This window comes from Alteromonas sp. ABH4_454 (assembly GCF_056311775.1).
Genome location: NZ_CM149972.1, coordinates 4,230,323 through 4,256,692, shown reverse-complemented (window position 1 = coordinate 4,256,692; position 26,370 = coordinate 4,230,323). Strand labels below are relative to the sequence as shown.

Genomic DNA, 26,370 nt, shown 5'->3' with positions numbered 1-26,370 from the left:
AACTAATTCGTCCCCACCGTCCGAGAACTAGACCGCAAAGGAAGTACTGAGTCGGTTACGGGGCCCTCAATTCGCATGGATGCGAATTGGGAGCCTACATGGATGTATTTACGGCGTGTCCCGTAACCGGCTCAGTTCTTCCTAGCTGAATCAGCTAGCTTCCGCTTCTAAGAAGTCCTTGGCGAAGCGTTGTAATACGCCGCCTGCGCTGTAAATAGAGACTTCTTCTGCAGTATCTAAACGACAGGTTACCGGCACTTCTAGCTGCTCGCCGTTTTTACGGTTTACTATTAGCGTAAGCGTTGCGCCAGGTGACGGTTCGCCGCTTACGTCATAGGTTTCCGTACCATCTAGCTCAAGGGTTTTACGGGTTGTGCCCGGTTTAAACTCAAGCGGTAATACGCCCATACCAATTAGGTTAGTGCGGTGAATACGCTCAAAGCCTTCTGCCACAATTACTTCAACGCCTGCTAGACGTACACCTTTAGCTGCCCAGTCACGTGATGAACCCTGACCATAATCAGCACCTGCTACAATAATCAGCGGTTGTTTACGGTTCATGTAAGTTTCGATAGCTTCCCACATGCGTACTACTTTACCCTCGGGCTCAATGCGGGCCAGTGAACCTTGTTTTACTTCACCGTTTTCCAGCACCATTTCGTTGAACACTTTCGGGTTCGCAAGAGTAGCGCGCTGTGCGGTTAAATGATCGCCTCGGTGGGTAGCGTAGGAGTTGAAGTCTTCTTCCGGTAGCCCCATTTTTGCTAAGTATTCACCTGCAGCACTGCTTGCCATAATGGCGTTCGAAGGTGATAGATGGTCAGTGGTGATGTTGTCACCCAAAATGGCTAACGGACGCATACCTTTCATTGTACGCTCGGCATCCATTGCGCCTTCCCAGTAGGGCGGGCGGCGAATGTAGGTGCTCATTTCACGCCAGTCATAAAGCGGGTTAATGTCTTTGCCATAGTCCACGCTTAAATCGAACATTGGCTCGTACACTTTTCTGAAGTGTTCAGGCTTTACCGACTTCGCAACAATAGCATCAATTTCTTCGTCGCTTGGCCAAATGTCTTTAAGCGTTACTGGGTTGCCTTCTTTGTCAGTGCCCAATACGTCTTTTTCAATATCAAAACGCACGGTACCGGCGATGGCGTAAGCTACAACAAGTGGTGGCGAAGCTAGGAATGCTTGCTTTGCGTAAGGGTGAATACGGCCGTCGAAGTTACGGTTACCCGACAATACTGCTGTTGAGTAAAGATCGCGGTCGATGATTTCTTGCTGAATTTTTGGGTCTAGCGCGCCGCTCATACCGTTACAGGTAGTACACGCAAACGCCACAACGCCAAAGCCTAAATCTTCCAGTTCGCTCATTAAGTTAGCTTCTTCAAGATATAACTTAACGGCTTTAGAGCCTGGTGCTAGTGAGCTTTTAACCCACGGTTTGCGGGTTAGACCGCGCTGGTTGGCATTGCGCGCAAGTAGGCCTGCTGCAATAACATTGCGCGGGTTTGACGTATTAGTACAGCTGGTGATAGCCGCGATAATAACCGCGCCATCAGGCATTTTGCCTTCTTCTTCGGTCCATTTCGCTGCTATACCGCGACTTTCTAAATCGCTGGTAGGTAAACGTGCGTGAGGGTTAGACGGGCCAGCCATGTTACGGCCAACTGCAGAAAGGTCGAATGTAAGCACGCGCTCGTATTCGGCGGTTTCTAAATCCTCTGCCCATAAACCAGTATGCTTAGCGTATTGCTCAACAAGTGCAATTTGCTTTTCTTCACGCCCCGTTAGGCGCAAGTAATCAATGGTTTGCTGATCGATGTAGAACATCGCTGCAGTGGCGCCGTATTCCGGCGTCATGTTCGAAATGGTAGCACGGTCACCCAGCGTTAAGTGCGATGCACCTTCACCGTAGAATTCAAGATAAGCAGATACCACGCGTTCTTTACGCAAAAATTCAGTAAGCGCTAATACAATGTCAGTAGCGGTAATACCCGGCTGTGGTTTGCCCGTTAGCTCAACACCTACAATATCAGGTAATCGCATATATGACGCGCGGCCCAGCATTACGCTTTCCGCTTCAAGGCCGCCCACACCCACGGCAATTACGCCAAGTGCATCAACATGCGGCGTATGGCTGTCTGTACCTACTAGCGTGTCAGGGAAGGCTACGCCGTCGCGAGCTTGAATAACCGGCGACATACGCTCCAAGTTGATTTGGTGCATAATGCCGTTACCCGGGGGGATAACATCCACGTTCTTAAATGCCGTTTTTGTCCAGTTGATAAAGTGGAAACGGTCGTCGTTACGTCTGTCTTCAATTGCACGGTTTTTTTCAAACGCGTCTTTCTCAAAACCAGCATGCTCTACAGCTAATGAGTGATCCACAATCAACTGTGTTGGAACTACTGGGTTAACCTTCGCCGGATCGCCGCCTTTTGCGGCAATAGCATCGCGAAGCCCCGCTAAGTCTACCAGTGCCGTTTGACCCAAAATGTCATGACACACTACGCGAGCAGGAAACCACGGAAAGTCCAAGTCGCGCTTGCGGTAAACAAGCTGTTTAAGCGAGTCGGTAAGCATTTCAGGGGCGCATTTGCGCACTAAGTTTTCAGCCAGCACACGCGACGTATAAGGCAGTTTGGCGTAGGCGCCAGGCTCAATAGCATCTACCGCTTCACGGGTATCGAAAAAATCGATCCCCGCGTTTGGAAGCGGTTTACGGTAATCAATATTCATAAAACCTCAACCTTACGCGCGTTCGCTGATAGCAGGCACTGGGCGAAGTTCTTCGCCTGTGTATTCTGCTGACGGACGAATAATACGGTTGTCAGCGCGCTGTTCCATAACATGTGCCGCCCAACCTGTTAGACGAGACATTACGAAGATTGGCGTAAATAGCGGTGTAGGAATACCCATAAAGTTGTACGCAGAGGCATGGAAGAAATCAGCGTTACAGAATAGTTTCTTCTCGCGCCACATCACTTCTTCACAACGAACTGATACAGGGTAAAGCACGTCGTCGCCCACATCGGCAGCTAGCTTTTCAGACCATTGTTTAATGATTTCATTACGCGGGTCAGACTCTGAGTAAATCGCGTGACCAAAGCCCATAATTTTCTCTTTACGCTCAAGCATGCCCATCATTTTTTCTTCAGCATCATCGGCAGACGTAAAGCCTTCAATCATTTCCATGGCCGCTTCGTTAGCACCACCGTGAAGTGGACCACGCAGAGAACCGATAGCACCTGTTACACAAGAATGCATATCAGACAAGGTTGAAGCACAAACACGCGCCGTAAAGGTAGAAGCGTTAAATTCATGCTCTGCATAAAGAATTAACGATACATGCATGACCTGTTCATGAAGTTCACGTGGCTTTTCACCGTGAAGCATGTGAAGGAAGTGCCCACCAATTGAATCGTCATCGGTTTCAACATCTACGCGCACGCCGTCGTGCGAGAAGCGGTACCAGTAACAAATGATGCTTGGGAAACACGCCAACATACGGTCTGTCACGTCTTGTTGTTGCTCGAAGCTGGTTTCCATTTCAAGGTTACCCAGCATTGAACAGCCTGTACGAAGTACGTCCATTGGGTGGGCATTCTTCGGAATGCGCTCTAGCACTTCTTTAAGTGCTGTTGGAAGGCCGCGCATGCCGCGAAGCTTAGTTTTATATGCGTCTAGTTCATGCTGGTTAGGTAGCTTGCCTTTAAGAATAAGGTACGCCACTTCTTCAAATTGACAGTTTTGCGCTAAATCTTTTACGTCGTAACCACGATACGTTAAACCAGAACCTGATTTACCTACGGTTGATAATGCTGTTTTACCTGCAACTTGGCCGCGTAAACCCGCGCCACTTAACTGTTTAGCCATCTTGTTGTCTCCGGTCTTGTATAATATGTAAGGTACTTTTTAGTGTGATATCTTCGTCATTTGGCGCTTGAAGTTGGCGGGCACATTGGCTGCAGGAGCAAAGCACAGTTCCCTGCCACGCCGTAAACCCATCCATGGGGGCTCCGCTTCGGCATCCATGCCTCAGAGGGGCAGGGAACTGTACTTCACCCCTGCATCTTCGCGCCGGCCAACTTCAAGCTGAATTTATTTACTAATTTTTGCCTTCTGCGAATAGCGCATCTAGCTTTTGCTCGTACTCGTGGTAGCCAAGATAATCGTACAGTTCCATGCGTGTTTGCATACTGTCGACAACGGCTTTTTGGTCGCCGTTTTCAAGTATAGATTTGTACACCATTTCTGCTGCTTTATTCATGGCGCGGAATGCACTTAGCGGGTAAAGCACCATATCGGCACCCCATTCTCCAAGCTCTTCTTTGTTCCATAGTTCGGTTTTGCCGAACTCAGTGATATTGGCAAGGATCGGTACGTCTAGGGCCTCTGAGAATGCACGGTAGTGCTCTTCAGTTTGAACCGCTTCTGCGAATATGCCGTCGGCACCTGCTGCAACGTAAGCTTTTGCACGCTCAATAGCTTTTTCTAAACCTTCTTGCGCAAACGCGTCGGTGCGCGCCATAATGAAAAAGTCGGGGTCGGTTCTGGCATCAACTGCAGCTTTAATGCGGTCCACCATTTCTTCTGTGCTTACAATTTCTTTGTTAGGGCGGTGACCACAGCGTTTTTGTGCAACCTGATCTTCCATATGAACGGCCGCCGCGCCTGCTTTTTCCATGTCGCGAATGGTTTTGGCAATGTTGAATGCACCGCCCCAACCTGTGTCGATATCTACCATTAACGGAAGGTCGCATGCGCTGGTAATTCGCTGAACGTCTGCAATCACATCGTTAAGCGATGTCATGCCTAAATCGGGTAGGCCGTAAGACGCATTAGCTACGCCGCCACCTGATAAATAAATAGCTTGGTGTCCAATGGCTTTGGCCATCATTGCGGTATAGGCATTAATGGTGCCCACGATTTGTAGCGGTTTATTGTTCTTTAATGCGGTTCTGAATTTCTTTCCTGCACTCATGATAATCACTCGCTTATTTAAAAGTAGGGTAGAGGTGAATTAGGTATGAAGAAGACTGATCAGTGTTAACCATGACTAAGCTTCTTCTCGATATTGTTTTTGGAATATAGGATGTGGCGACGCATTAGCATTTCAGCCAGTTCCTCGTCGCGATTAGCAATGGCGTTAACGATGTGTCTGTGTTCATCAAACGCAGTGCTTACGCGAGGGCCAGCCATACCGAGCTGCACGCGATACATGCGCACTAAATGGTAAAGCCCGTCTACAAGCACACTAATGAGATGATCGTTTTTGCTGCCAGTTACAATTCGGTAGTGAAAATCTACATCGCCGGCTTCTTGGTAGTAGCTTTGGCCACCTTTCACTTTATCGAAGTGGCTATCGAGCAATGCCTGCATATCGGCAATTTCTTCATCGCTCATGTAGCGTGCAGCCAAGCGGGCGGCCATACCCTCTAATGCTTCGCGCACTTGGTATAGCTGAATAAGGCCTTCAGGTGAAAGTGCAACCACGCGAGCGCCTACGTTCGCTTTACGTTCTACTAGGTGGCAAGTGGCTAGGCGGTTTATAGCTTCACGTATAACGGCGCGACTAACTTCATACTTTGTCGACAATTCCATTTCACTCAGCTTACTGCCTGCTGGAATGATGCCCTCAACAATATCCTTTCTTAATTGAAAGAAAGTGCGGTCGGCATTGGTGATGGCTTGTTCGCTTTTTACTAACACTTTACATCGTCTTTGATTAACTAATGTCGACAATATATGCCTGTTAGACGTCTTTTTCAACCTTTCTAAGCCCAAATTGTCGACAACGAGCGTAAGCTGTTGGTCTTATGGAGGTGTTTGAAAATTTTGCTTAAGCCAGGTGTAGAAAGCTTTGGTTCTATCTGAATATGAACGCAAACTAGTTGTCGGAACTCGCATTCGCACGCTGTCGCAGCGGGGTTGAAAGTTGGGGCGGGTATTGATTGGAATTACGTAAGGTAACCAGCGTCACAACAGAAATATCTGCAGTGAGTAATTTGATTAAAGTTTGTCCGCTTGGTCTAGGTTTTGATTTATCATTTTAAACAGACTTTGTTAGGTGGTTGTTATATTTATTTGTTTGATATTCATTCTCTTTTTTGGCTTTCAAAGAAATTCGAGTCTTGGTGCTTAACTTAACCAATTAGTCTAATTTTGAAGTCTTATTTTAGTAAAAGTGTAATATTTTACTTTGCAAGGTCGCAATCTAACGGTAACATATCGTTCCAGTCTTCAAGCCTAAATTCTTCTACTGAATTTTAGAGGACTGGAAAAGTATTCACTACTTTTAAAGCAGAGTTTTATTGAAAGTAAGTTTGTAATGTTTTATTGCGACTTACTTTTTTATTGCCTGTAATCCAGTATTAGCACAAGGTTATGTGTGCCTCTTAGTTCAATGAGTTTAGTCTTTCAAGGTTCCAAAGAAGAACTTGAAGCAGCTTATAACAACAAATTTATACCTAACACTCACGCAAAAGGGGTTACACCATGAAATCCAATACTGACGTGTCTAAGACACTCGCCAGTAAGCTTTCACCTGTCGCACTAGCAGTAGCGATGACCGTTCCAGCTCTTTCAAACATTGCTGTTGCTCAAGAAACTGAAGCAACTGAAGAACAACAGTTTGAAGCCATTACCGTTACAGCGACAAAACGCCCTCAAGTTATTTATGAAGTGCCAATTGCTATCAGTGCTTTTGACGGCGATAAGCTAGCTTCTCAAGGTATTACTGACCTGACAGACGTTGGTAAGTTTGTACCAAATCTAAACGTTACTGGTTTTTCTGCTGGTCATACGTCTTCTGTAAACCCATTTATTCGTGGTATTGGTCTTCAAGATCACCTAATTACTACAGACCCGGGTGTAAGTGTTTATGTTGATGGTGTTTACCTAGGCCGCCAAGTTGGTCAAAACTGGAGCCTTAACAACATTGAGCGTATTGAGGTACTTCGTGGTCCTCAAGGCACCCTGTACGGTCGTAACTCTATTGGTGGTGCAATAAACATCATCACTAAAGAGCCAGACCAAGGCGATGTAACTAAAATCAATACTGAGTTTGGTACACGTGGTCGCGTAAAAGCAGACCTTTTTGTTAACCACGCTTTATCAGAAACTGTTGCGTTCAATATGAATTTGGCTTTCAACAAGCGCGACGGGCTTGGCGAATTTATCAACGTGCCAAATGCTGAATACGACGTAGGTGAAACTGAAGATATTTCAGGTCGTGTTTCACTTAAGTGGGAGCCTTCAAATGACTTCCGTATGGTATTAACTGCAGACGCTAACAATGGCGACGGCGGCCTTCGCCCATACACTGTGCTTATTGATGAAGTGGGCTCAGCACGTTACTTTGGTGGTGGTAATGGCCTTGGTATAGAGCTGCGTAATAGCGATGTGACGCCTGAAGGCGCTGATATCTACGATAACGCAACAGGTACTGAAGCAGTAACTGGCGTATCGAACGAAGCGCGCGGCATTTCATTGACTGCCGAATGGGACATCAACGACGACTACACAGCTAAAGTGGTAGCAAGCCAACGTACATCAAAGTACAAGGCTGGCCTTGACGATGACGGCACGGTTTTCTCTCTAGACCAGTTCCCTGAGCGCGGTGAAGCAGATCAAACGTCAATTGAGCTTCAGCTTAACGGCTATATCAACGAATACACGGACTTCGTAGCCGGTCTTTACTACTTCAACGAAGAAGGTAGCAACCGCCAAGGTGATGACTCTAGTTTTGACGGCGGGGCTAACCTCCTAGAACTAGATCAAGAAACCACCTCTAAAGCCGTATATGTAAATGTACGTCATGATTTGACTGACGAGCTAAGCGTATCTGGTGGCCTTCGCTACACCAAAGATGAAAAAGACGCGTCTGCGAACGTATTCTCAGCACTTGGAACTATCTACGATTCAAACGATTGGGATGAAGTAACTTGGGAGCTTGCTACAAACTATACGTTTGAAAATGGCATGACAGGTTATGCGACTATTCAATCTGGTTATCAGTCTGGTCAGTTCCCAGCGCGCCCTTACTGCCTAATAGGCCAGTTCTTTGGTGCTGGTGGCTTCGATGATATCGAAGGTGCACAAGCAGCAGTTCGTGCAAACAACTGTTTCACAGCTTCAGACAATATTACCGCTACTAACTACGAAGTGGGTATTAAAGGTCGTGTGAATGACTACTTCGATATCAGTGTTGCCGTATTTAACACTGAGTTTGAAGATCTTCCTTACCAAGTAAGTCGAGTTAGCGAAGGTGGTTTCGATACAGCAAACCTTGTTGTTGAACAAACTTCTCGTGGCGTAGAAGCTGATGCAACATTTAGTTATGGTAACTTCAGCATGATGACCAGTATTGGTTATATGGACGTTGATGTTGAAGAGCAAGACGGTTTCAACCCTGTTGCACCGCTTACGCCTGATCTAACGTTAGCAATTGGCCCGCAATATACCTTCGAGCTTGATGGTGGCGATTCAATTCGCGTGCGTGCTGATTACTCATACCGCGCTGAAATGTATGGCGAGCCGACGTCTGCACCTGAGCGTATGACCGAGCTAGATAGCCGTGAGCTAGTAAACTTTGACATTGCTTACACGCCAGCGAATGATGCTTACACCGTAGCCCTTTACGGTCGCAACATTTTCGATGAGCGTTACGACAACGCACGCTTGAATACAGGTGACTATATCCTGCAAATTTTAAGCAACGATGCGAGCGAGTTTGGTGTTAGGTTCTCAACTGAATTCTAATATCAACAACGAGTTATAATAATAAAGCCAGTCTTGTGACTGGCTTTTTTTTGCTTATTTTTTCTTGTTTTATCTGCATTATTAGCATAGTTTTAGAATTGTATTAAAAGTAATCGACCAATAACAATGAAGCTAAAATCAATTTCTCGTTTAATCACCATGTTTGCGACAAGTCTGCTTTTTAGCTGCACATACACTGTATATCTACCGGATGATGAAGCAGGTAATGCCACTCGCAACGAAAGAGCAGCATTAGCCAACCCTGAGTTTGGTAACCAGTGCCGCTATGGTAGTAACGGCGAGTACGGCACATGCCCCACGTCGAACGGTGAAATGGTTGGTACGTCTTGTTCTTGTCCGACTCCTTCAGGGCAAATTATGGGAACGGTGTCGAAATATTAGAAATGCTTTAGCTGCACGTTAAGCCTTTCAATCATACGGAGATGGAGCGTGGGTTTTTTTACCAGTTTCAAAAAATCGCGGTTAGAAAGAAAGTTTAAGAAAAACGAATGGGTAATCATTCAGCCTATTCCGTTCTCTCAATTCGAACAACTTATCGTAGAGCATGTTGACGCAGGTTGGGAAATTGAGGATGACTATGAACGACTTGCTGAAACCACAGCTAAATGGCAGTGTGAATTACGCAAAGGTACCAGCATTTTAACCTGCGTATGGACTGCAAAGCATCAAGGAATACTCTACGGTCCTGAGCGCGTGCTTACCGGTTTGTCAGAAAAATTAACTATACCCACGTCTACGACAATTTCTACGACGTGGTTTTAAGCTTCTATTAAAGCCAGCCTTTTTGTTTCGCGATGCGTGCTGCGTCGACACGGTTCGTTGCATCAAGCTTTGATATCGCTTCGGAAAGATAGTTTCTTACTGTACCTTCTGATAAAAACAACGATTGCGCGATGTCTTGGGTTTTGAGTCCGTCAGAAGCAAGCTTAAGTGCCGCCATTTCTTTCTGCGAAAGCGGATTGTTGTCGTCGAGGGCCATGATAGCCAGCTCTGTCGAAATCACTTTTTCCCCCGCAGATACTTTATGTATGGCATCTATCAGGTAGTCGCTGTCAGACTCTTTTAAAATAAAACCTTTAACCCCTAAGCTTAATGCACGTTTAATATATCCCGGTTTTGAAAATGTAGTCATTAAAACTACCTTGGTACTAAGGCATTTTTCTGTCACGTGGGCGGCCAAATCTAGGCCTGAGACCAGCGGCATTTCAATATCGCTTAGGATAATGTCTGGCGCAGGGTGATCGCTTAAATACTTAATCGCTTCTTGCCCATTACTGCATTTAGCTGCGATGGTTAGGTCGTCCTCTAGTGACAGAAGCATGGCTATGGCATCTCGAATTAGCGATTGGTCTTCAACAATTAAAATGGTTGTTTTCGCTTTTAAATTCATAGCGCCACCTTTTCAGACGATGGGTTTTCTATAATAAGCTGCACGTTTACAGAAGGGTGGGGGTGAAACGAAATGCTCACATCTGCATTTATAGATGCTGCACGTTCTCTAATACCCATTAATCCGTTTCCTTCTTTAATTGACCCGCTGTCCTCAACTACACCGTCATCTTGATAGGTCATGATCAAAGTTTGCGGATTATCGTTAAGGTCAAAATTAATAGATACCGTCTTTCCCTTTGAATAGCGCAAGGTATTGGTGGTTAATTCCTTTACTATAAGCGCAAGCTGGCTTTCTTGCTTTGAAGTCAGCTTCATCAAAGCGCTGTCATCAATAGTGGTTGAAACGTTAAAGCCGTTTTCTTCTAGTAGTGCTTTATCTTTCGCTATTTCATCGCCAAGGGAAAGTTGTTTAATGTCTGATACTGCCTGACGAATGTCGCTTAATAATGCTTGAGATAGTTGCGCCAACGCCTTTACTTCCCTATGCGCGTCAGCAATTTTATCCTTACTAATAAGCTTATCAGCCAGTTGAGCTTTCAATGAAATTGAGCTTAATGCGTGACCTGCAACATCGTGTAAGTCTCTGCCAATGCGTTCTCTTTCAGCTATCGCGGATAATACGTGCAAGGCTTCAGCTTGCTGGCTTTCTTTTAGGCCATGAAGGGTTTCCTTACGCTCCATAACGCCAAAACCAAACAATACCAAACTGTTAATTATTGAAGCACCTAAGAGGAAGTGTGCATTTTCAAACATAGTAATATTTAGGGTGAAGAGCACGATCATCATTATGCTTATGCTTGCTAACCCCGTTTTGAACGAGTTGTAATAGCCAATAATGAATGCAATGAAACCTATAATCGTCGCGCCACCTGGATTTTGAAAACAACAGGCGACAGAAAGCAAAAACATAGACAATAAATAGGAAGGAATAGCTTTGACAGGCTGGCTTATCGCTTTGATGTACAGAACAATAAAGCTTAGGTATCCCAAGCTTTGAATTACCCATACCTCGATGGGAAGAGGGCGGGAAATTATAAGGGGCACAAAAAAGAACAGCGAAAAAAACAAGCTGGCATGAGACCAGCGCTTTTTTCTACCACTTCCCAACAATGGCATGACCGGCGCCATATCGCTTTTGCCTACATTATTTATTGAGCCACCCACTGTCGCAGTGCCTTCATTTAAATGAGCTGTAGGCACTGCGTCGTTGTTATTTTGCATGCTGTTATGGCTGCGCATTGTGAGTACTTCGTCCTTACTGAAATACAACGGCTGACTTGCTAGTAATGAGCAAGGTACCAGAGATAATTAACATAATACCTAGCACGGCATAAATGTCGAAAGTTTGTTTCCAAAATATCACCGAAGCAGCAGTGATTAGCGCGATACCCATCCCTGACCATATCGCATAGGCAACGCCAATTCCCATGTTTTTTAGGACCATGGCAAACAACATTCCTGACACGGTATAAAAAAATATAGCGCCGTAGCCAAAGGCCCATTTCTCCCAACCGTTCGACATTTTAAGCAGCATGGTAGCCGTAACCTCAGTGATAATTGCAACCGCTAAAAGTAAGTAAGTCATCGTATGTTCCTTCTTGTTAAAGTGAAATTAGTTAGATTTGATTGTTTGAAAACGGCGTTCAAGAGTGATGAGCGACACAATGTAAACCGCGACAATTAACGCCGAAATTGCTTCTACTCGTGCTTCGGGAAACAGGTACCAAGCTACAACAATCCCGAAGGTTCTTGCGATAGTGTGAAAATAGCCAACCCAATGCTCTATAGCCCACGATAAAGGCATCCACATTAGTCCAGCGAGAATGCCGATACTCAACGGCACGGTTGTGTGGTCAATAGCTGCAACCGGAAGGGCGATGGCAAAGACCAGTAGGCTCATAAACATACCAACAAAGAAAAGGCGCTCGAAGCTGTTATTTACTGCGCTTTTCGCAAAGAATCTTTCACCGGTAAGGTAAGACAAACCTGCGCCTAGATAGAAAATTGCCCCTGTGCCGATATAAAGCATCCAGGTTATGGTCAGCTCAGATACAAAGGGTGCACTTATACCAAGCAACGCCCAAACAAGGGTGCCTGCAAGCGGCATTGCAATAAACCTTTTCTTTTTGAAGTCTTCGCGCTGTTGTTCAAGCGAAAGAGGGTTGCTCTGAACACTGGCTGTAGAAGTGTGGTCTACTATATGTTCCATGCTCTTTACCTAATGTTGTAACGTCGATAGGTAAAGTATGCAAAAGTGTCTTAGATGGCGTTAGTCACAAACGTCACCAATCGCATGTGACATTTGTCACAAGATTTACAAGCATGGGCTTGGGCTAGCTTTGTCGCGCTTTTTTCGCCTTGCGCTTGTTTAAGACAGAGTCACCATCTTCTTTCGAAAGCATTAAGCTGTCGTAAATACTCACTAGCGCCACAGCTCCCATAAACATCATAGATAGGGTGAAGGTTTGTAGATTTGGCGTGTCGGGGCTTTGTCCAAGAATGAAGGCTGCAGCAGCGATGGCAAGCGCTGATAAGGTAATACCAAGGCCACGATTCATTTGCATTAGAATAGCGCCTAGCGTATTCGCATCTCGCATTTTATTAGGCGGTACGTCGGCAAAAGCAATAGTATTTATTAACGTTAAGTGCATTGAACGAGTGACACCGTTAGCAAACAAGATAGCGGCAATGGTAAACGACGATGTAGTGTGATTTATCATTGCTAGTGCGACAAACCCAAGAGCGATGAGCACGCCGTTCACTACAAGTACACGTTTGAAACCAAACGTATTCATGATCCACGTTGTAGCGGGCTTTATTGCTAAGTTTCCTGCAAAAAGCCACAGCAAAAGGGAACCAGCCTCTACAGGCGAGTAACCTAGACCTAGCTGTAGCATAAGCGGCACAAGAAAAGGCGCACTTCCAAGTGCCACTCGCACAACAGAGCCTCCGTAGACTGAAAGTCTGAAGGTTTTATGCTGCATGGCATCGAATGAAAATAGGGGGTTTTTGGCTTTTTTAACATGTCGTAATGCGAGAATCATGAGTGTTAAGCCAACGGCAATGACGCCAAGAGACTGAAGAAGTTTGTCGCTGGTACTGGCAAGAAACTCGATACCAGCCATAAAAAGCGCAAAGCCTACGCCAGTAAGCAAAAAGCCTTTAATATCAAACTTGCCTACATCACCTTTGGTGTTTCGCAATAGGTAAAGAGAGGCGAGGATCGCGATAATACCCAGCGGAATATTCATATAAAAAATCCACTGCCAGCTAAAATGTGTGGCTATGTAGCCGCCAAGTACTGGGCCTAATAGCGGTGCACTCAAGGCGGGCCATGTAATAATCGCTACGGTTTTTACTAGTTTTTCTTTTGGCAAATCCCGCAATACAACTAATCTTCCAACCGGCACCATCATAGCACCGCCTAACCCTTGAAGAATGCGAGATAACGTAAATTCAAATAGGCTGGTACTTAAGCCACAAAGAACCGAAGCAAAAGTAAAAATGGCAATCGCCGCTATAAAAATCGTGCGAGCCCCAAATTTGTCAGCAGCGTAACCGCTTAAAGGGATAAAGAGCGTGACGGCTACCAAATAAGCCGACACGCCGATAGAAAGGTGAGCTGCCGGCACGTTGAAGTCAGCAGCAATAACAGGGAGCGCCGTGGTAATTACCGTGGCGTCCAGAATTTCCATAAAGAGTGCCCCTGCTACCAAAAGGGCAGTGGCAAGCTCTTTATTGAACAATTTCAAAGGCTCTAACGACGCGAGCTACACCCGTAATATTACGCGCAATATCGACCGCTGCTGTAGCTTCAAGGTTAGTTAAGCGACCCATTAAAAATACCTCTGAGTCTTGCACAACCACTTTAATCTGAAGCGCCGGTACGCGCTCATCAGCGACTATCTTAGTGCGTACTTTTGACGCGAGCCACAGGTCGTTGGCTTGTGTACCAGCACCTATTGGTTCGCCAATGCGTATTTGGTTGTGAATTTTCTTAATGTAGCTGACTTCCTGAGCACGACTAACTGCTTCGTCTATAAGCCCTTGGTTGGGGGCTTGACCGGTAAGTAAGGCAACACCGTTATAAACATCAACCTGAAGGTTAGTCTGCTCTTTAAGCGCGTCACTTTTCGACCATTGGTAAGACACCGCTGCATCGGCATTTTGATCGTCAAGTTGTGTACCTACCGTACGTCTATCGTTAGCCACTTTTGCAGCCATGGCGCCGGCAGCACCGACTGCCACTACGCAACCTTGTAATGTTAAAATTAGGGCTAATACAGTGCCAAGCAGGCTTAAGTTTTTTATTTGTCTACTCATAGTTAGTTTGATCAGTCGTCGCCATGATCAGCAGGGAATAAGCTGTCGTCAATGCATTCACATAGGTTGTGAATAACTAGAAGGTGCACTTCTTGAATACGTGCGGTACGGTTAGAAGGGACGCGAATTTCGACGTCATGCTCACTTAAAAAACCAGCCATTTCGCCGCCGTCTTTACCGGTAAGCGCAACTATGGTCATGTCTCGAGAAAGTGCTGCTTCCATTGCCGCGATAACATTACGTGAATTGCCGCTAGTGGAGATAGCCAAAAGAATATCTCCCGGCTGGCCTAACGCACGTACCTGCTTGGCAAATATTTCGTCGTAACTGTAGTCATTAGCGATAGACGTGATGGTCGACGTGTCTGTGCTTAACGCAATAGCAGGTAGGCTAGGGCGGTCACGTTCATAGCGGTTTAACATTTCTGATGAAAAGTGCTGGGCATCGCCAGCAGAACCACCATTACCACAGCTCAGTACTTTATTGCCTCTTATCAAGGCTTCAACCATCATGTACGCCGCTTTTTCAATATATTCTGGCAATATTTCCGATGCTGCAATTTTTGTCTGAATGCTCTCGGTAAAGTTCGCTTTTATTTGTTCAATCATCTGTTATCTCTTTTTTTCAACTGCCTACTGATCATTATTTAGTGGTTGCAGCACTAAGTTACAACGCATGGCTAAACATAATGATCAGTATCTGAGAAATATTTGCTTATGCTTTGCATTATCAAAATCAAATATCAAATACCACGTGACATTGGCCTTTACTGCAATGCCAAAGCGTTATTTATTGAAGCGAGCGAAAGAACTCGACTAAGTTTCTTGCTTCATCTTCAACCTTGAAATTTTTTAGAATGTGTTCGCGACCTGCTTTGCCCATTTCTGCAAGTTTATCCATATCTGAAAGTAGCAGGTCCATTTTTTCAGTTACAGCTTGCTGGTCTCTGGTAGGTACTATATATCCATCAATACCTGGTCTGACAATATCTTCCCATGCGCCCGCTTGTGTTGCTAGTACAGCCGCACCTGCGCTCATGGCTTCAGGTACGGTTAAACCAAAGCCTTCGTTGTAGCTAAGCGCACTTACTAGAGACAATGCACTGAATATGCTAGGAATCTGTTCAAAGGGCAACTCACCGGTGAAAATAATGCGATCAGTTAAACCTGCTTCAGACACCTTTTCTTTGAGTTGATTTACAAACCCTTGGTTGCTTGGCGAAATGGCGCCCACCACAACCGCATTTACATCAGGGTATTTAGGTAATATTTTGATGCAGGCCTCCACAAAAAGGTGAACCCCTTTTTGCTCTCTTACTCTACCTAAAATTCCTATTCCGTATTTTCCTCCGTAGCCCAGAGACTGCCAAGCTTCCTGCTTGTTTTCTGCTGGTCTGTAATTATCAATCTGCACACCGTGAAGATTAATCTTGGCAGGAGGTTTGTTTAAGTACTTTGCAGAACGGTTACTCATCGCAATAATAGCGTCCATTCTGTTGCTTAACCATACGGTGGAAGCGGAACGCTCCCGTTGAGCCGCTGAGCTAAATACAAGCTTTATCTTTGCGCGAAAAATGTATTTCAGAAGCACGCCCTGAATCATTTCGTCAACGCGGCGTGCGTGAAAAATACGCCACTTACCATTGCTAAGCGGGCGTTGACACATTTTAACGACTTCCCAGAATGTTATCGTCATTGACGGATCTGAAACAAAGTGTTTACCCATGATCCGCAAATTGATCATGTGCTTTTGAATAGATGTCACCTGCAGCATAGTAGACGTTACACCAGAAAAGTTGGCACTAGAGTTACCAACTATTAATTCAATTTCTTGGTTATCAACGCTGCTTGGCGAAATCTCGTTGTTGGGATGACTCATTGTTTGTAGGAACCTAAGACACTTTCGTCACATAGAAGAAAGCGTGTAAAACTATGATAAAACAAATGGAATACTTCTGACATAAAGACATTTTCATTAATATCGGACGCGTCCATCGTTGCGTACGTTTAGCGTCCTCTTTGGGCAACACCGGTTTTAAAGCTGATATTGTCAGTCTTTAGCCCACGTTCTTCAGCCACTGAAGGTTGCTTCCGTCTATGGCAATAACGTCTATCCGCAAGGGCGTAGATGCTGGATTCAGGTTATTATCTAACAAATAGAAACCAAACGCAGCATGAATTCGATTTAGCTTTTTATCCGTTACAAATTCTATTGCACTGCCAAAATGATTCCTTTTCCGATATTTGACTTCAATACACACAATAGTATTGCCGTCTTGCATTACAATATCTAACTCACCACGTCGCGTACGGTAGTTTCGACACAGAAGGGTAAGGCCTTGTTCCTCAAGATAATGACAGGCTTTGTCTTCTGCTGCATTCCCTTGCAGTTTTGACATATTTTACTCCGACAGCATCTGTACTTTTTCGTTACGGATCATAGCTTGAGGCTGCTGGCGAATGACTTCGCCTTTCTCATTAAGCGAAAGGGTTCCGGTCAAGCCTTCATGTGAAAGGTATTTAAGCGTGTTTAGCATGCCTAGCTGAGGCAGCAGCTGGTAAGCATCGAAGCCAAACGCAAACAAACGTTTTTGCATGGTATTCTGATTTTGCCAAGCTTGCTCCACCTCTTGCTGAAGAGGTTGCCAATTGTGTGAAGGCATCAACCATGGCATATCGATAAAATGCACGTTTTGTAAATCACGCCATTGGTTTTTTCCGCTGTCGTAATCCATCGAACGAGATGTGGCATACACAGGAACTTGCTTACCGTCGTAAGGGTTTAAGCTTGCTTCAATTATTGGGTTTAGCAGCTCTGTGTCTTGCGGAGAGGCAAACGCGACTATGGCGTCAATATCACGTCTGCTGCGAGGCATGTTGTACACTTCATCGTTGGTCATGTACTCAATTTGATTAATGCGATCATTGCTTTGGGCAACATCGAGTGCTTGAGTGATACCCTCGCGAAGCGAGTTACTGTCGTTAAAAGTAATCGATGTTATGTTAGTGCGACGCTTATTCTCTTTATTGTTAAGCGCTCTCCAATGCGTCTTAAACGTGGTGTCCATTCGCTGATATAAACTGCTTTGGGCGGCAATTACGATAGGAGCACGGTAGCCTTTATTGAAGATATATTCAGCAAGCTGCTTGGCTTCATCTTCTGGGGCAAGACCGAAATAGTTCAACGAAGTGGCTAGACCTAATGCATCCAACTCCCCTTGGGTTTCGGTGGCTTTCAAAACGTTGGCAGGCATAGTTGAATCATTATTTAGCGCAGGACTGGGCGATGTCGCTAGCGTATTGCTGGTCGACGTATCATTTGCTACTACTTTGTCTATCAGTTCTTCTGGCCGATTCAATGCTAGTACGTTCACACCTGTCGGTAAATTAGGAATTAAACTTTCTACGGTATCTTTTAACAGCGGGCCAACAATGAATTTAGTGTCGCCAATTTCATTTAGTAGGTGCTGCGTATCAACGCCATTAGTGTCAATAAAACGAAGTCGCGGCAGTAAGTGCTCATCTTGACGTTTTTCAACATCAGTATAATAGGCCGACATTATACCATTTTTTACTACTTGCCCCGTGCGCGCTAAGCGGCCGGAAAGTGGAAGTAGTACAGCAATATCATTGGCGCCAGCGTCAGTAAGCTGTGTTGCTTTAAGCACATTGTTAGGCAAAGTCGTTTCTAAAATGTGCCCGCGATAAACTTGTTGAAACTTTTGAAGTTCTCTTGCTAATGTTGCGGGCGATGAAGCATTCGCTTCAGTCAACTCGCGAAGCGTGATGAAAGGTGATAGAGCGGGATATGCTTTTCCTACTTTTGAAAGCGTTTCTGTCGGTATGGAAGTGAGCCACTGCCATACCTGCTGTACTTTATCTTCGTTTGGCAAGTTGGTTTGTAGCACGCTATTGGCTGCTGCTGCAAAATTACCTTGCTGTGAGTACAGCTGAGTTTGAAGTTCTGCTTTTTGGAATGCAGTTTCCCCTGTGCCCATTACACCATCGAGCATTGCCAGCAATTCGTCTGCTGACGCATCAGGCATCCCCGCATAGGCTTTGGTAACTAAAAGAGAATAGTACGAGTAGTTACGTTCTGACACACCATCTTCTTTAACTTCATACAACACCTGCTGCGCTAATACAGGTTGCTGGTTTTGAAGGTATAAATCAGCGGCCTGCAGTAATAAGCTATTACGCTGTTCTTTATCTCGGGTACGTTCCCATACCTTCTTAGCTTCTAGGAGTTTGTGCGAAGGTGTGACGTTCTCTTCAACCTGGGTGGTTTCAATTGGAGTCGGTTCCACTACCACAGGTTTCGACTGAGTTTTTGGAGTACTCCCACAACCCGATAGTACCAATACTGTAGCAATGGCTGATAGCGTAAAAATTTTTCCAGATTGTCCGATATGACGCACAGTTTCATTCCTTTTACATCGTTATTGGTCAAGTTTATCTTAACCAGTGTGAAAATCTACGCTTGCCAGCATAATCTGGACTAATGGCGTGATACACTTAACGCATAACCTTTCAATTTAACGTAAGACTTAACCACTGTTATGACAGACACCGCCACTCTTTATATTGTTCCTACGCCTATTGGCAACTTAGATGACATCAGTGCTAGAGCAATTCGCGTATTAAGTGAAGTTAACTGGATTGCTGCCGAAGACACCCGTCATAGCGCGCGACTTCTACAGCACTTTAGTATTGGAACTAAGACCCTTTCACTTCACGAGCATAATGAAGATAAGCGTACAGCTATGCTTTGTGAACGTTTGAAAGGTGGTGAATCTGTTGCTTTGATAAGTGATGCGGGCACGCCACTTATCAGCGACCCGGGTTTTGTTTTAGTGCGTAAATGCCGTGAGCAAGGCATTCCAGTTAGTGCTTTGCCCGGACCATGCGCCGCAATTACTGCATTAAGCGCGTCAGGACTGCCTACAGATAAATTTACATTTGAAGGCTTTTTGCCAGTTAAAACCCAAGCGCGTGAAGGTGTATTATCAGCGCTATTAGATAGAACTTTCACCACGGTTTACTATGAAGCGCCTCGTAGAATTCTAGACACAGTTACCGACATTCAGCGTGTATTAGGCGAACGCCACATTGTTGTGGCTAAAGAATTGACTAAAACCTTTGAAACCTATGTAAGTGGTAACGCACAAGATGTGATTGATTATCTCAATGTGGACGCCGCCCACCAAAAAGGGGAGTTCGTTGTGATGATTGGTCCCGCTAAGGTAAGTGACCAAGCAATACCCAGTGAAGCAATGTCACTCCTAAATACCTTGTGCGAGCACATGCCGTTGAAAAAAGCAGCGGCTGTGGTAGCAAGTCATTATGACTTGAAAAAGAATGCGCTGTATCAAGCAGGGCTAGATGCAAAAGCGTAATTTGCTCTAAGAAAGATTGATCTTAAGCGTCATCGGCGAAATACAAAGTAGTACACTGTATGACAGTCCAAGATGAATGGGCTGGTTACTAAAGGAGGCGCAGATGACAAAGACTCTTAAAATCACTATGTCTGATGGCAAATGGCTGGTAGATATATTCTCTCAAACGAATGACTCTGGCGTTTACGATTTAATCCATCCAAATGATGTGACAGAAGTCTCATTGAACGAAGGTGAGATGTACGGCTTTCGCTACAGTTTGCAGGGGAAGCCTGGCACAACCTTTAAAATAGAATTAGGTAATGATGTCCTTGCTGAAGGAGAGATTGACAAATCTGAAGCTGCTTCGGGTAGTGGTGTGGTATAGCTATAACGTGTTACTACTATCAAAAGTATTGAGAGCCGAAGCCGCAATTTGCGGCTTCGGGTTCAATGTTCTAATAGCTAAATACCCTCTGGGAACAGACTTTCTTTTGTTACTACCTGTATGCTTTCAATAACTTGACGAACTTCGTCGTCAAGTTTTTCATTTCGAAGCGCTAATGTCCGGTTTCGCTCAAACAGTTCAGTGTGGCTTTCCAACCTTCTTCCCATTTTTCTCCATGCTTGCACCCTAGCCTCATATGGCCACGCTTCAAGTTCAATGCGATGAGAGTCTAGCTGAGTTAAAAGCATAGTAGCAGCTGCCGCCATGGACATGCCGCCAGGCCAATTAGGGTTATTATTCTCTGGGTCGAAAGAAACAAATGCAGTCATTAACGGGCCATAGTTTTTCAGCCAGTCATAGTACCTATTAAAGGCTTTTTCATCGTATTCATCGACGTCAAAATTGTAAGACCTGCGGTCTGAAACGGTGACCCTAGAAGGGGTGTTGTCGACATAGACGGCAGTAGTTGTTGTTGAGGTAGTTATCGCTGGCGCATCGGTAGCATCTGGCATGGCATCATCAGCGCCCCCCACTGTTAACCTTCCTCCTTTTCCTAGCCCCCCTTCAACTTCCTGCGCTTTGTAAGAGCGAAGTGCGACCACCATCTGGTTAAAAGAATCGGCGAAAGCAGTGACCAGCATTTTACCTTCAGGTGTTTTTGAGAAGCCGCCAGCGCCACCTGCTGCTGCGCCAGCAAACATGCCGCCAAACAAGCTAAAGTCGTGATTCGCAGCACTACCTGTTGCAGCAGAAACCTGAACACCGGAGCGGTTATCTATAAGCAGTAACGAGGTAGCCGCTTCATTCTTGCTAAAACCTCCGCCAACGATAGAGCCTAATGTGCCAAACAGTGCACCGGCTATGGCTTTACCGCCCTGGGTTTTTTCGGCAAAAAGTACAGATGGGCTGAGCGTGTAATCAGCTGCTACCATTTGGCCGCCCCCAATATTTGAACCAGAGCGAAGTTGCCCAGATTGCATTAGCTGACGCTCGGTGTTCATTGCATTCATAGCGCGGCCACGCTCAACAATGACAAAACAGTTAGACTGTTGAATCATTAACCTGATAACAGGGATGGTACTGCCGAGTTTTGGGTAAGTTCTGCGATACTCTGACCACCAGGGCAAACTTGTATCTTCAAAAACACTTAATGTACCGAGTGTTTCGTCACAATTCTCTAATTGCGCATTATTGTTTGAAGCCGTAGCGCCGCCGGCGCCACCACTTACTGCGCCTGAACTTCCACCTCCCATAGAAGGAGTTGTCGACATACAGGCCGTGGTTAAAAGTAGCGCACTAAGCGCAGATACAATAGGTTTGGCAAATGTGTGTACTTGAGTTGCACAGTTTGAGCCTAGATTATTCCTTCTCACGATCAATTCCTCTGATAAAGATAAGATATAACCGAGACAGGCAATTTTTGATGGTTTGATACAACACCTGAATTCGGTGTTGAACAAAAGACGACGGAGATTAAGGACTCACCTCAGAAAGGACTGGTAGGTCGAAATTCCCTTTTGACTACTCAACAATCTCAAAATAGCACTAGAGCAGATTGGGAACAAGCTAATTGATCAAATATTGATCAATTAGCTTTTGGTATACTTTTTAGTGAAGGGTTAAGGCTAAGACAAACGGCCTTTAAAGTCTTCGTAACTGAACTCACGAACTAGTTCGAAATCGCCATTAGTTCGTAAAATACCAATAGCAGGGTGCTCTACACCGTTAAAGAACGTGGTTTTTACCATGGTGTAATGCATCATATCTTCGAACTGTAAACGATCGCCAGCTTTTAACGGTGCGTCAAATGAATAGACATCAATAACATCGCCAGCAAGACATGAATTTCCGCCTAGCTTCACGTTACACGCTTTTTCATCTGGCATACCTGCACCTAAAATGGCAGGGCGGTAAGGCATTTCCAAAACGTCCGGCATGTGAGCGGTAGCCGAGATATCTAGAATAGCAATATCACCATCGTTTTCTACCATATCTACCACTTCACAAATTAGTGGGCCTGTTTGCCACGCAACCGCAGAGCCTGGCTCTAAGATAACGTCTAAGTGCGGGTAACGCGCTTTAAAGTCTTTTAGCGTTTTAATAAGGTGCTCTACATCATAACCTTCACGGGTCATAAGGTGTCCACCGCCTAGGTTCAACCATTTCAATTGACCAAGCCATTTACCAAAGCGCTTTTCGATAGCTTCAAGGGTACGTGCAGTAGCGAAAGAATCACATTCACAGAGGTTGTGGCAGTGGAAACCCTCTATACCTGTCAGATCCACGCCTTCTAGTTCACTGGCGCGTATGCCTAAGCGCGAGCCTGGCGCTGCTGGATCGTACAGTGGCGTATCAGCCTCTTGATGCTCAGGGTTTATGCGAAGGCCTAACGACACGTCCGCTAGTACTTCTTTGTGCGTATTCCACTGGGTTAGACTATTAAATGACAGGTGATTAACAAGGCTCGCTAATTCCTTCGCGTCATTAACTTTATACGCTGGTGAATAAGCGTGAACTTCTTTACCCATCTCTGCAGCAAGTTTCGCTTCCCATACCGAGCTTGCTGTTGCACCGTGTAAATACTGTTTAATAATGTCGAAGCATGACCACATTGAAAAGCCTTTAAGCGCCAAAATAATGCGGGCGCCAGATTCATCTTGAACCCGTTTCATTAGCTCAAGGTTTTTAATTAATTTTGCTTCTTCCAGCACGTAACAAGGAGAAGGGATATCAGTGCGTTGAGTTAAATCGGTCAATGGGTAAAGCTCCAAAAAATAAAACTGCTTTCAACATTTATCTAACGCCCAATGTATTACATTACATGTCATAGCTCAAAACTACGCGGAATAACACGTTCGTATAATTTGGTCTAGTTTAAACTGTGGCGTTAATAAAAAAGGGCGCTTGAATTAAGCGCCCGGGTATCTACTATTTGGTGAAAGGGCTGCTTTCACATTCAAGAACGTGCCATGGAAGACCGTGCTCGTTAAGCATATCCATGAATGGATCTGGGTCGAATTGTTCCATGTTCCAAACGCCCGACTCTTTCCATGTACCGTTAAGCATAAGCGCCGCGCCAATCATCGCCGGAACACCTGTGGTGTAAGATACGGCTTGTGCGCCCACTTCTTCATTACATTTCGCGTGGTCACAGTTGTTGTAAATAAAGATAGTCTTTTCTTTGCCATCTTTAATACCTGTGATGTAAGTGCCAATACACGTCATGCCGCTATAGCCTTCAGCAAGTGAGCCTGGGTTAGGCAGTACTGCTTTCAAGAACTCTAGAGGCACAATCTTCTGGCCTTGGAATTCAACTGGCTCAATGCTAGTCATACCAATGCCTTCAAGTACGCGCAGGTGGTTAAGGTAAGCATCACCAAAGGTCATCCAGAAGCGCGCGCGCTTCAGAGTAGGGAAGTGCTTAACAATAGACTCTAGCTCTTCGTGGAACATCAGATAAGACGCACGAACCCCAATGTTTTGGTAATCTAGGTCTTCACGTACGCTTAGCGGATCGGTTTCTTTCCACTCGCCGTTTTCCCAAAAACGACCGCGTTGAGTAATTTCACGTATATTGATTTCAGGGTTGAAGTTAGTGGCGAAAGCTTGACCGTGGTCGCCGCCGTTACAATCCACAATATCAAGGTAGTGAATTTCGTCAAAATAGTGCTTTGCCGCGTACGCCGTATAAACGTTCGTTACACCTGGATCGAAGCCACTGCCAAGAAGGGCCATAATGCCCGCGTCTTTAAACTTGTCTTGGTAAGCCCACTGCCACGAGTATTCGAATTTCGCTTCGTCTTTAGGCTCATAGTTGGCAGTGTCTAAGTAATCTGTGTTAGTCGCAAGACACGCATCCATAATAGGCAGGTCTTGGTATGGCAACGCTAGGTTGATTACTAGGTCTGGTTTTACTTCGTTAATAAGTGCTTCAACTTCTTTTGCGTTGTCAGCATCAACAGCGAAAACACCCTTAACGCGATCTGCACCTACTTCTTGTTGTAGTGCTTCACACTTAGATACCGTGCGGCTTGCTAAGTAAATTTCGTCGAAATGTTGCGGTAAACGTGCACATTTTTTCACAGTTACCGACGCAACTCCGCCAGCACCAATAATTAAAACGCGAGACATAATAACTAATCCCTAATTTTGCTAATGAATTTTGGGCTGAATGCTAGCAGACCAATGGGATTTGGCAAGCAAAGACAGCCTATGAAAGGACAAAAAATTTTAATCGTAACAACGAATGTAAAAGGTAGTGCACGCACTGGCGAACCTACCTTAAGGCTATTGTAATAACCGATCACGGTTTGTACTAGGTAATTTGAAATACAATGCTTTCACTACCGTATTGCACTAACGCGTTACCGTATCTATAGGCGGAGAAATGACTACTTTGTCATCTACCTTGTAGTAAGGATAAAGTATGAGCCGTTCTTCATGATTTGGTGTGGCAGTTGCAATGGCAATCGCATCAAGGGTTTTACTGTCTTGAGTATTAACTGCCGCAGCATACACTAAGACACTGTAACTATTTGTATCTGTTGTGGTATCGATTATTCGCCACTGAAGCTGTTCAATAAGCTGTGACTCGCGCTTTTTAGTTCCAGACTCGTCGGCAAAAATACAACCGATGCGACCATTTTCGTAAATAGCAGCAAAAGGATAAAACACATCACACACGGGTAACATAAGCTCACATAGATTTAGTGACTTTGACACGAGTGCATTTAACTGCGTTGGCAATGTAACTGGACGGTCGATCATAGCGTATCTCCTGTGAGTTAGCGTTGCTGTACACCTGATAATACCTACGCGTTCTCAGTCACATTAGTTTAATAATCAAAATTTTGATAGTAAAAAATTGCCTATTCAGACTAAAAGATTATAAGTCACATCACCTTTCTCAAACCGCAATTACGCGTGCGGCAAGGTTAATAACGAAATACGGTTATTCTTCTGATATTAGCTGTTTTTGATACCTAAGCGGTGTGGTGGAAAACCACTTTTTAAACGCGTGGGTAAATGATGATTGCTCTTGAAACCCCAATAAATCTGCGGTGTCGGCAATAGAGTATTGTTTAAGAAGGTCGTCTAAACGAGATTTGCGCTCACTATCAAGAATTTGCTGAAAACTAGTGTTGCTTTGCTTCAACTTTCGCTGCAGGGTGCGCGGGCTTATGAATAGCGCTTCGGCCATACGCTTTTGATCACACCCCTTTAGCGTTGGGTTGGCTTTTAAAAGTGCAACGACTTTGTGAGCGATATCTTCGCGTGGATTAGGGTAAAAATGGCGCTTGTTAGTTTGAGCAAATCGTTCCCCTTTGCATTCGCTCATCTCTTTTTCTGTCACTTCTATAAGCGCGCTGAACATAGCCTTATTTTCACTGGTAAACGGCACATGCAGTAAGTGTAGGGGGAAGGTAATGGCGTTGGCGCGGGCGCAATCAATCACCTCGCAGTTAAACCACTGCGCTAACGTATTTTTTTCCAATGTACTTAAGGGGAAAGTAAAGGTAATAGCATTTAATTTGCAGGCTGAACCCAATATTTTATAAACGGTTGCTACCCAAGCAGTGGTATTGCGCAACACCATTTGTTTGTTATCTGGGCTTTTAGGCACCCATTCAACCCGGGCATTGTTAGACTCAAAAAGTACGTTTGTTGTGCCGATATCAGCGACTAGCGCATCAAACCGAGTAAGCGCCTTTATAGCTTGAGCTAAATTTTCGCAACTTTCAACGAGGTAACCCAACACTCCATAATCTTTTGCCTGAATATGTTTGCCTAACTCAAACCCAAATAATGCATTGTTGGTGAGCGATGCACCTTGGTTTAACAGCTCGACGTAGGCTTCCATGGAAACACGGGATGAACCTGGAAGTGAGCTATGCTTTTGCGTGAGTCGCGACATTTCTTTTGCATCAACCTCTAAGCTAATTAAAAAGCTTTCTATACTTTGGATATAAGCAAAAGAAACTGATGGCATGGTTATGTCGCAAAATAACAAAAATCATGACGTATTAACGCAAGATCATATATGAAT

Annotated in this window: 24 protein-coding genes; 5 read left to right on the top strand and 19 right to left on the bottom strand. The window is 44.9% G+C overall.

Features of this window, described 5'->3' with window-relative positions; translation table 11 throughout:
* Positions 1–150: 150 nt before the first annotated feature.
* The 4 genes from acnD to ACYX4W_RS18570 all read right to left on the bottom strand — a co-directional run bounded on the left by acnD (position 151) and on the right by ACYX4W_RS18570 (position 5,715).
* Positions 151–2,742 (bottom strand): Fe/S-dependent 2-methylisocitrate dehydratase AcnD, encoded by a 2,592-nt coding sequence (gene acnD, locus ACYX4W_RS18585; protein ID WP_476074170.1) that lies wholly within the window; start codon positions 2,740–2,742, stop codon positions 151–153.
* 12 nt (positions 2,743–2,754) lie between these two features.
* Positions 2,755–3,879: a bifunctional 2-methylcitrate synthase/citrate synthase gene (gene prpC / locus ACYX4W_RS18580; protein ID WP_476074169.1), complete on the bottom strand. Its 1,125-nt coding sequence runs from the start codon at positions 3,877–3,879 to the stop codon at positions 2,755–2,757.
* A 232-nt stretch (positions 3,880–4,111) separates the two neighbouring features.
* On the bottom strand, positions 4,112–4,987 hold the full coding sequence (gene prpB / locus ACYX4W_RS18575; RefSeq protein ID WP_476074168.1) for a methylisocitrate lyase: 876 nt from the start codon (positions 4,985–4,987) through the stop codon (positions 4,112–4,114).
* Between the two features lie 65 nt (positions 4,988–5,052).
* Positions 5,053–5,715: a GntR family transcriptional regulator gene (locus ACYX4W_RS18570; RefSeq protein ID WP_474854843.1), complete on the bottom strand. Its 663-nt coding sequence runs from the start codon at positions 5,713–5,715 to the stop codon at positions 5,053–5,055.
* 786 nt (positions 5,716–6,501) lie between these two features.
* On the opposite strand from ACYX4W_RS18570, the gene ACYX4W_RS18565 reads away from it, so the two are divergent.
* From ACYX4W_RS18565 to ACYX4W_RS18555, 3 genes are all read left to right on the top strand, one after another.
* Positions 6,502–8,766: a TonB-dependent receptor gene (locus tag ACYX4W_RS18565; RefSeq protein WP_476074167.1), complete on the top strand. Its 2,265-nt coding sequence runs from the start codon at positions 6,502–6,504 to the stop codon at positions 8,764–8,766.
* Positions 8,767–8,892: 126 nt separating this feature from the next.
* The gene (locus ACYX4W_RS18560) at positions 8,893–9,168 is read left to right on the top strand and encodes a hypothetical protein (protein WP_474805267.1); all 276 of its coding nucleotides are present in this window, start codon (positions 8,893–8,895) and stop codon (positions 9,166–9,168) included.
* Between the two features lie 48 nt (positions 9,169–9,216).
* Positions 9,217–9,549, top strand: a complete 333-nt coding sequence (locus ACYX4W_RS18555) for a hypothetical protein (protein ID WP_474805268.1) — start codon at positions 9,217–9,219, stop codon at positions 9,547–9,549.
* A 7-nt stretch (positions 9,550–9,556) separates the two neighbouring features.
* On the opposite strand, the gene ACYX4W_RS18550 is transcribed toward ACYX4W_RS18555, so the two are convergent.
* From ACYX4W_RS18550 to ACYX4W_RS18505, 10 genes are all read right to left on the bottom strand, one after another.
* Positions 9,557–10,177, bottom strand: coding sequence for a response regulator transcription factor (locus tag ACYX4W_RS18550; protein WP_476074166.1), 621 nt, complete (start codon positions 10,175–10,177; stop codon positions 9,557–9,559).
* Positions 10,174–11,418 (bottom strand): sensor histidine kinase, encoded by a 1,245-nt coding sequence (locus ACYX4W_RS18545; protein WP_476074165.1) that lies wholly within the window; start codon positions 11,416–11,418, stop codon positions 10,174–10,176. Before ACYX4W_RS18545 ends, ACYX4W_RS18550 begins: the two co-directional genes overlap by 4 nt.
* A gap of 16 nt (positions 11,419–11,434) precedes the next feature.
* Positions 11,435–11,764, bottom strand: coding sequence for a DMT family transporter (locus tag ACYX4W_RS18540; RefSeq protein WP_474805271.1), 330 nt, complete (start codon positions 11,762–11,764; stop codon positions 11,435–11,437).
* 27 nt (positions 11,765–11,791) lie between these two features.
* Entirely contained in the window at positions 11,792–12,388 is a 597-nt protein-coding gene (locus tag ACYX4W_RS18535; RefSeq protein ID WP_476074164.1) for a DUF7010 family protein, read from the bottom strand.
* A gap of 124 nt (positions 12,389–12,512) precedes the next feature.
* Complete coding sequence (locus ACYX4W_RS18530) at positions 12,513–13,895, bottom strand: MFS transporter (RefSeq protein ID WP_476075501.1); 1,383 nt, start codon at positions 13,893–13,895, stop codon at positions 12,513–12,515.
* A gap of 19 nt (positions 13,896–13,914) precedes the next feature.
* A complete protein-coding gene (locus tag ACYX4W_RS18525) occupies positions 13,915–14,490 on the bottom strand; it encodes a BON domain-containing protein (protein WP_474809221.1) in 576 nt (191 codons plus the stop codon).
* Positions 14,491–14,513: 23 nt separating this feature from the next.
* Complete coding sequence (locus ACYX4W_RS18520; protein WP_118492632.1) at positions 14,514–15,110, bottom strand: phosphoheptose isomerase; 597 nt, start codon at positions 15,108–15,110, stop codon at positions 14,514–14,516.
* Between the two features lie 181 nt (positions 15,111–15,291).
* Positions 15,292–16,380, bottom strand: a complete 1,089-nt coding sequence (locus tag ACYX4W_RS18515) for a glycosyltransferase family 4 protein (protein ID WP_476074163.1) — start codon at positions 16,378–16,380, stop codon at positions 15,292–15,294.
* Positions 16,381–16,558: 178 nt separating this feature from the next.
* Positions 16,559–16,900 carry a YraN family protein gene (locus ACYX4W_RS18510; protein WP_476055957.1) on the bottom strand — a complete coding sequence of 114 codons (342 nt, stop codon included), beginning with the start codon at positions 16,898–16,900 and terminating at the stop codon, positions 16,559–16,561.
* A 3-nt stretch (positions 16,901–16,903) separates the two neighbouring features.
* Positions 16,904–18,919, bottom strand: coding sequence for a penicillin-binding protein activator (locus ACYX4W_RS18505; RefSeq protein ID WP_476074162.1), 2,016 nt, complete (start codon positions 18,917–18,919; stop codon positions 16,904–16,906).
* Positions 18,920–19,060: 141 nt separating this feature from the next.
* On the opposite strand from ACYX4W_RS18505, the gene rsmI reads away from it, so the two are divergent.
* Together rsmI and ACYX4W_RS18495 are read left to right on the top strand one after the other, a co-directional pair.
* Positions 19,061–19,897, top strand: a complete 837-nt coding sequence (gene rsmI / locus ACYX4W_RS18500) for a 16S rRNA (cytidine(1402)-2'-O)-methyltransferase (protein ID WP_476074161.1) — start codon at positions 19,061–19,063, stop codon at positions 19,895–19,897.
* A 103-nt stretch (positions 19,898–20,000) separates the two neighbouring features.
* Positions 20,001–20,264 (top strand): hypothetical protein, encoded by a 264-nt coding sequence (locus tag ACYX4W_RS18495; RefSeq protein ID WP_474805277.1) that lies wholly within the window; start codon positions 20,001–20,003, stop codon positions 20,262–20,264.
* A 77-nt stretch (positions 20,265–20,341) separates the two neighbouring features.
* On the opposite strand, the gene ACYX4W_RS18490 is transcribed toward ACYX4W_RS18495, so the two are convergent.
* The 5 genes from ACYX4W_RS18490 to ACYX4W_RS18470 all read right to left on the bottom strand — a co-directional run bounded on the left by ACYX4W_RS18490 (position 20,342) and on the right by ACYX4W_RS18470 (position 26,313).
* Positions 20,342–21,697 (bottom strand): CsgG/HfaB family protein, encoded by a 1,356-nt coding sequence (locus ACYX4W_RS18490; protein WP_474805278.1) that lies wholly within the window; start codon positions 21,695–21,697, stop codon positions 20,342–20,344.
* A 252-nt stretch (positions 21,698–21,949) separates the two neighbouring features.
* On the bottom strand, positions 21,950–23,080 hold the full coding sequence (gene nspC / locus ACYX4W_RS18485; RefSeq protein WP_476074160.1) for a carboxynorspermidine decarboxylase: 1,131 nt from the start codon (positions 23,078–23,080) through the stop codon (positions 21,950–21,952).
* Between the two features lie 172 nt (positions 23,081–23,252).
* Positions 23,253–24,455, bottom strand: a complete 1,203-nt coding sequence (locus tag ACYX4W_RS18480) for a saccharopine dehydrogenase family protein (protein WP_269916754.1) — start codon at positions 24,453–24,455, stop codon at positions 23,253–23,255.
* Between the two features lie 225 nt (positions 24,456–24,680).
* Complete coding sequence (locus tag ACYX4W_RS18475) at positions 24,681–25,091, bottom strand: hypothetical protein (RefSeq protein ID WP_476055961.1); 411 nt, start codon at positions 25,089–25,091, stop codon at positions 24,681–24,683.
* Between the two features lie 184 nt (positions 25,092–25,275).
* Positions 25,276–26,313 (bottom strand): AraC family transcriptional regulator ligand-binding domain-containing protein, encoded by a 1,038-nt coding sequence (locus tag ACYX4W_RS18470; RefSeq protein ID WP_476074159.1) that lies wholly within the window; start codon positions 26,311–26,313, stop codon positions 25,276–25,278.
* Positions 26,314–26,370 lie beyond the last annotated feature (57 nt).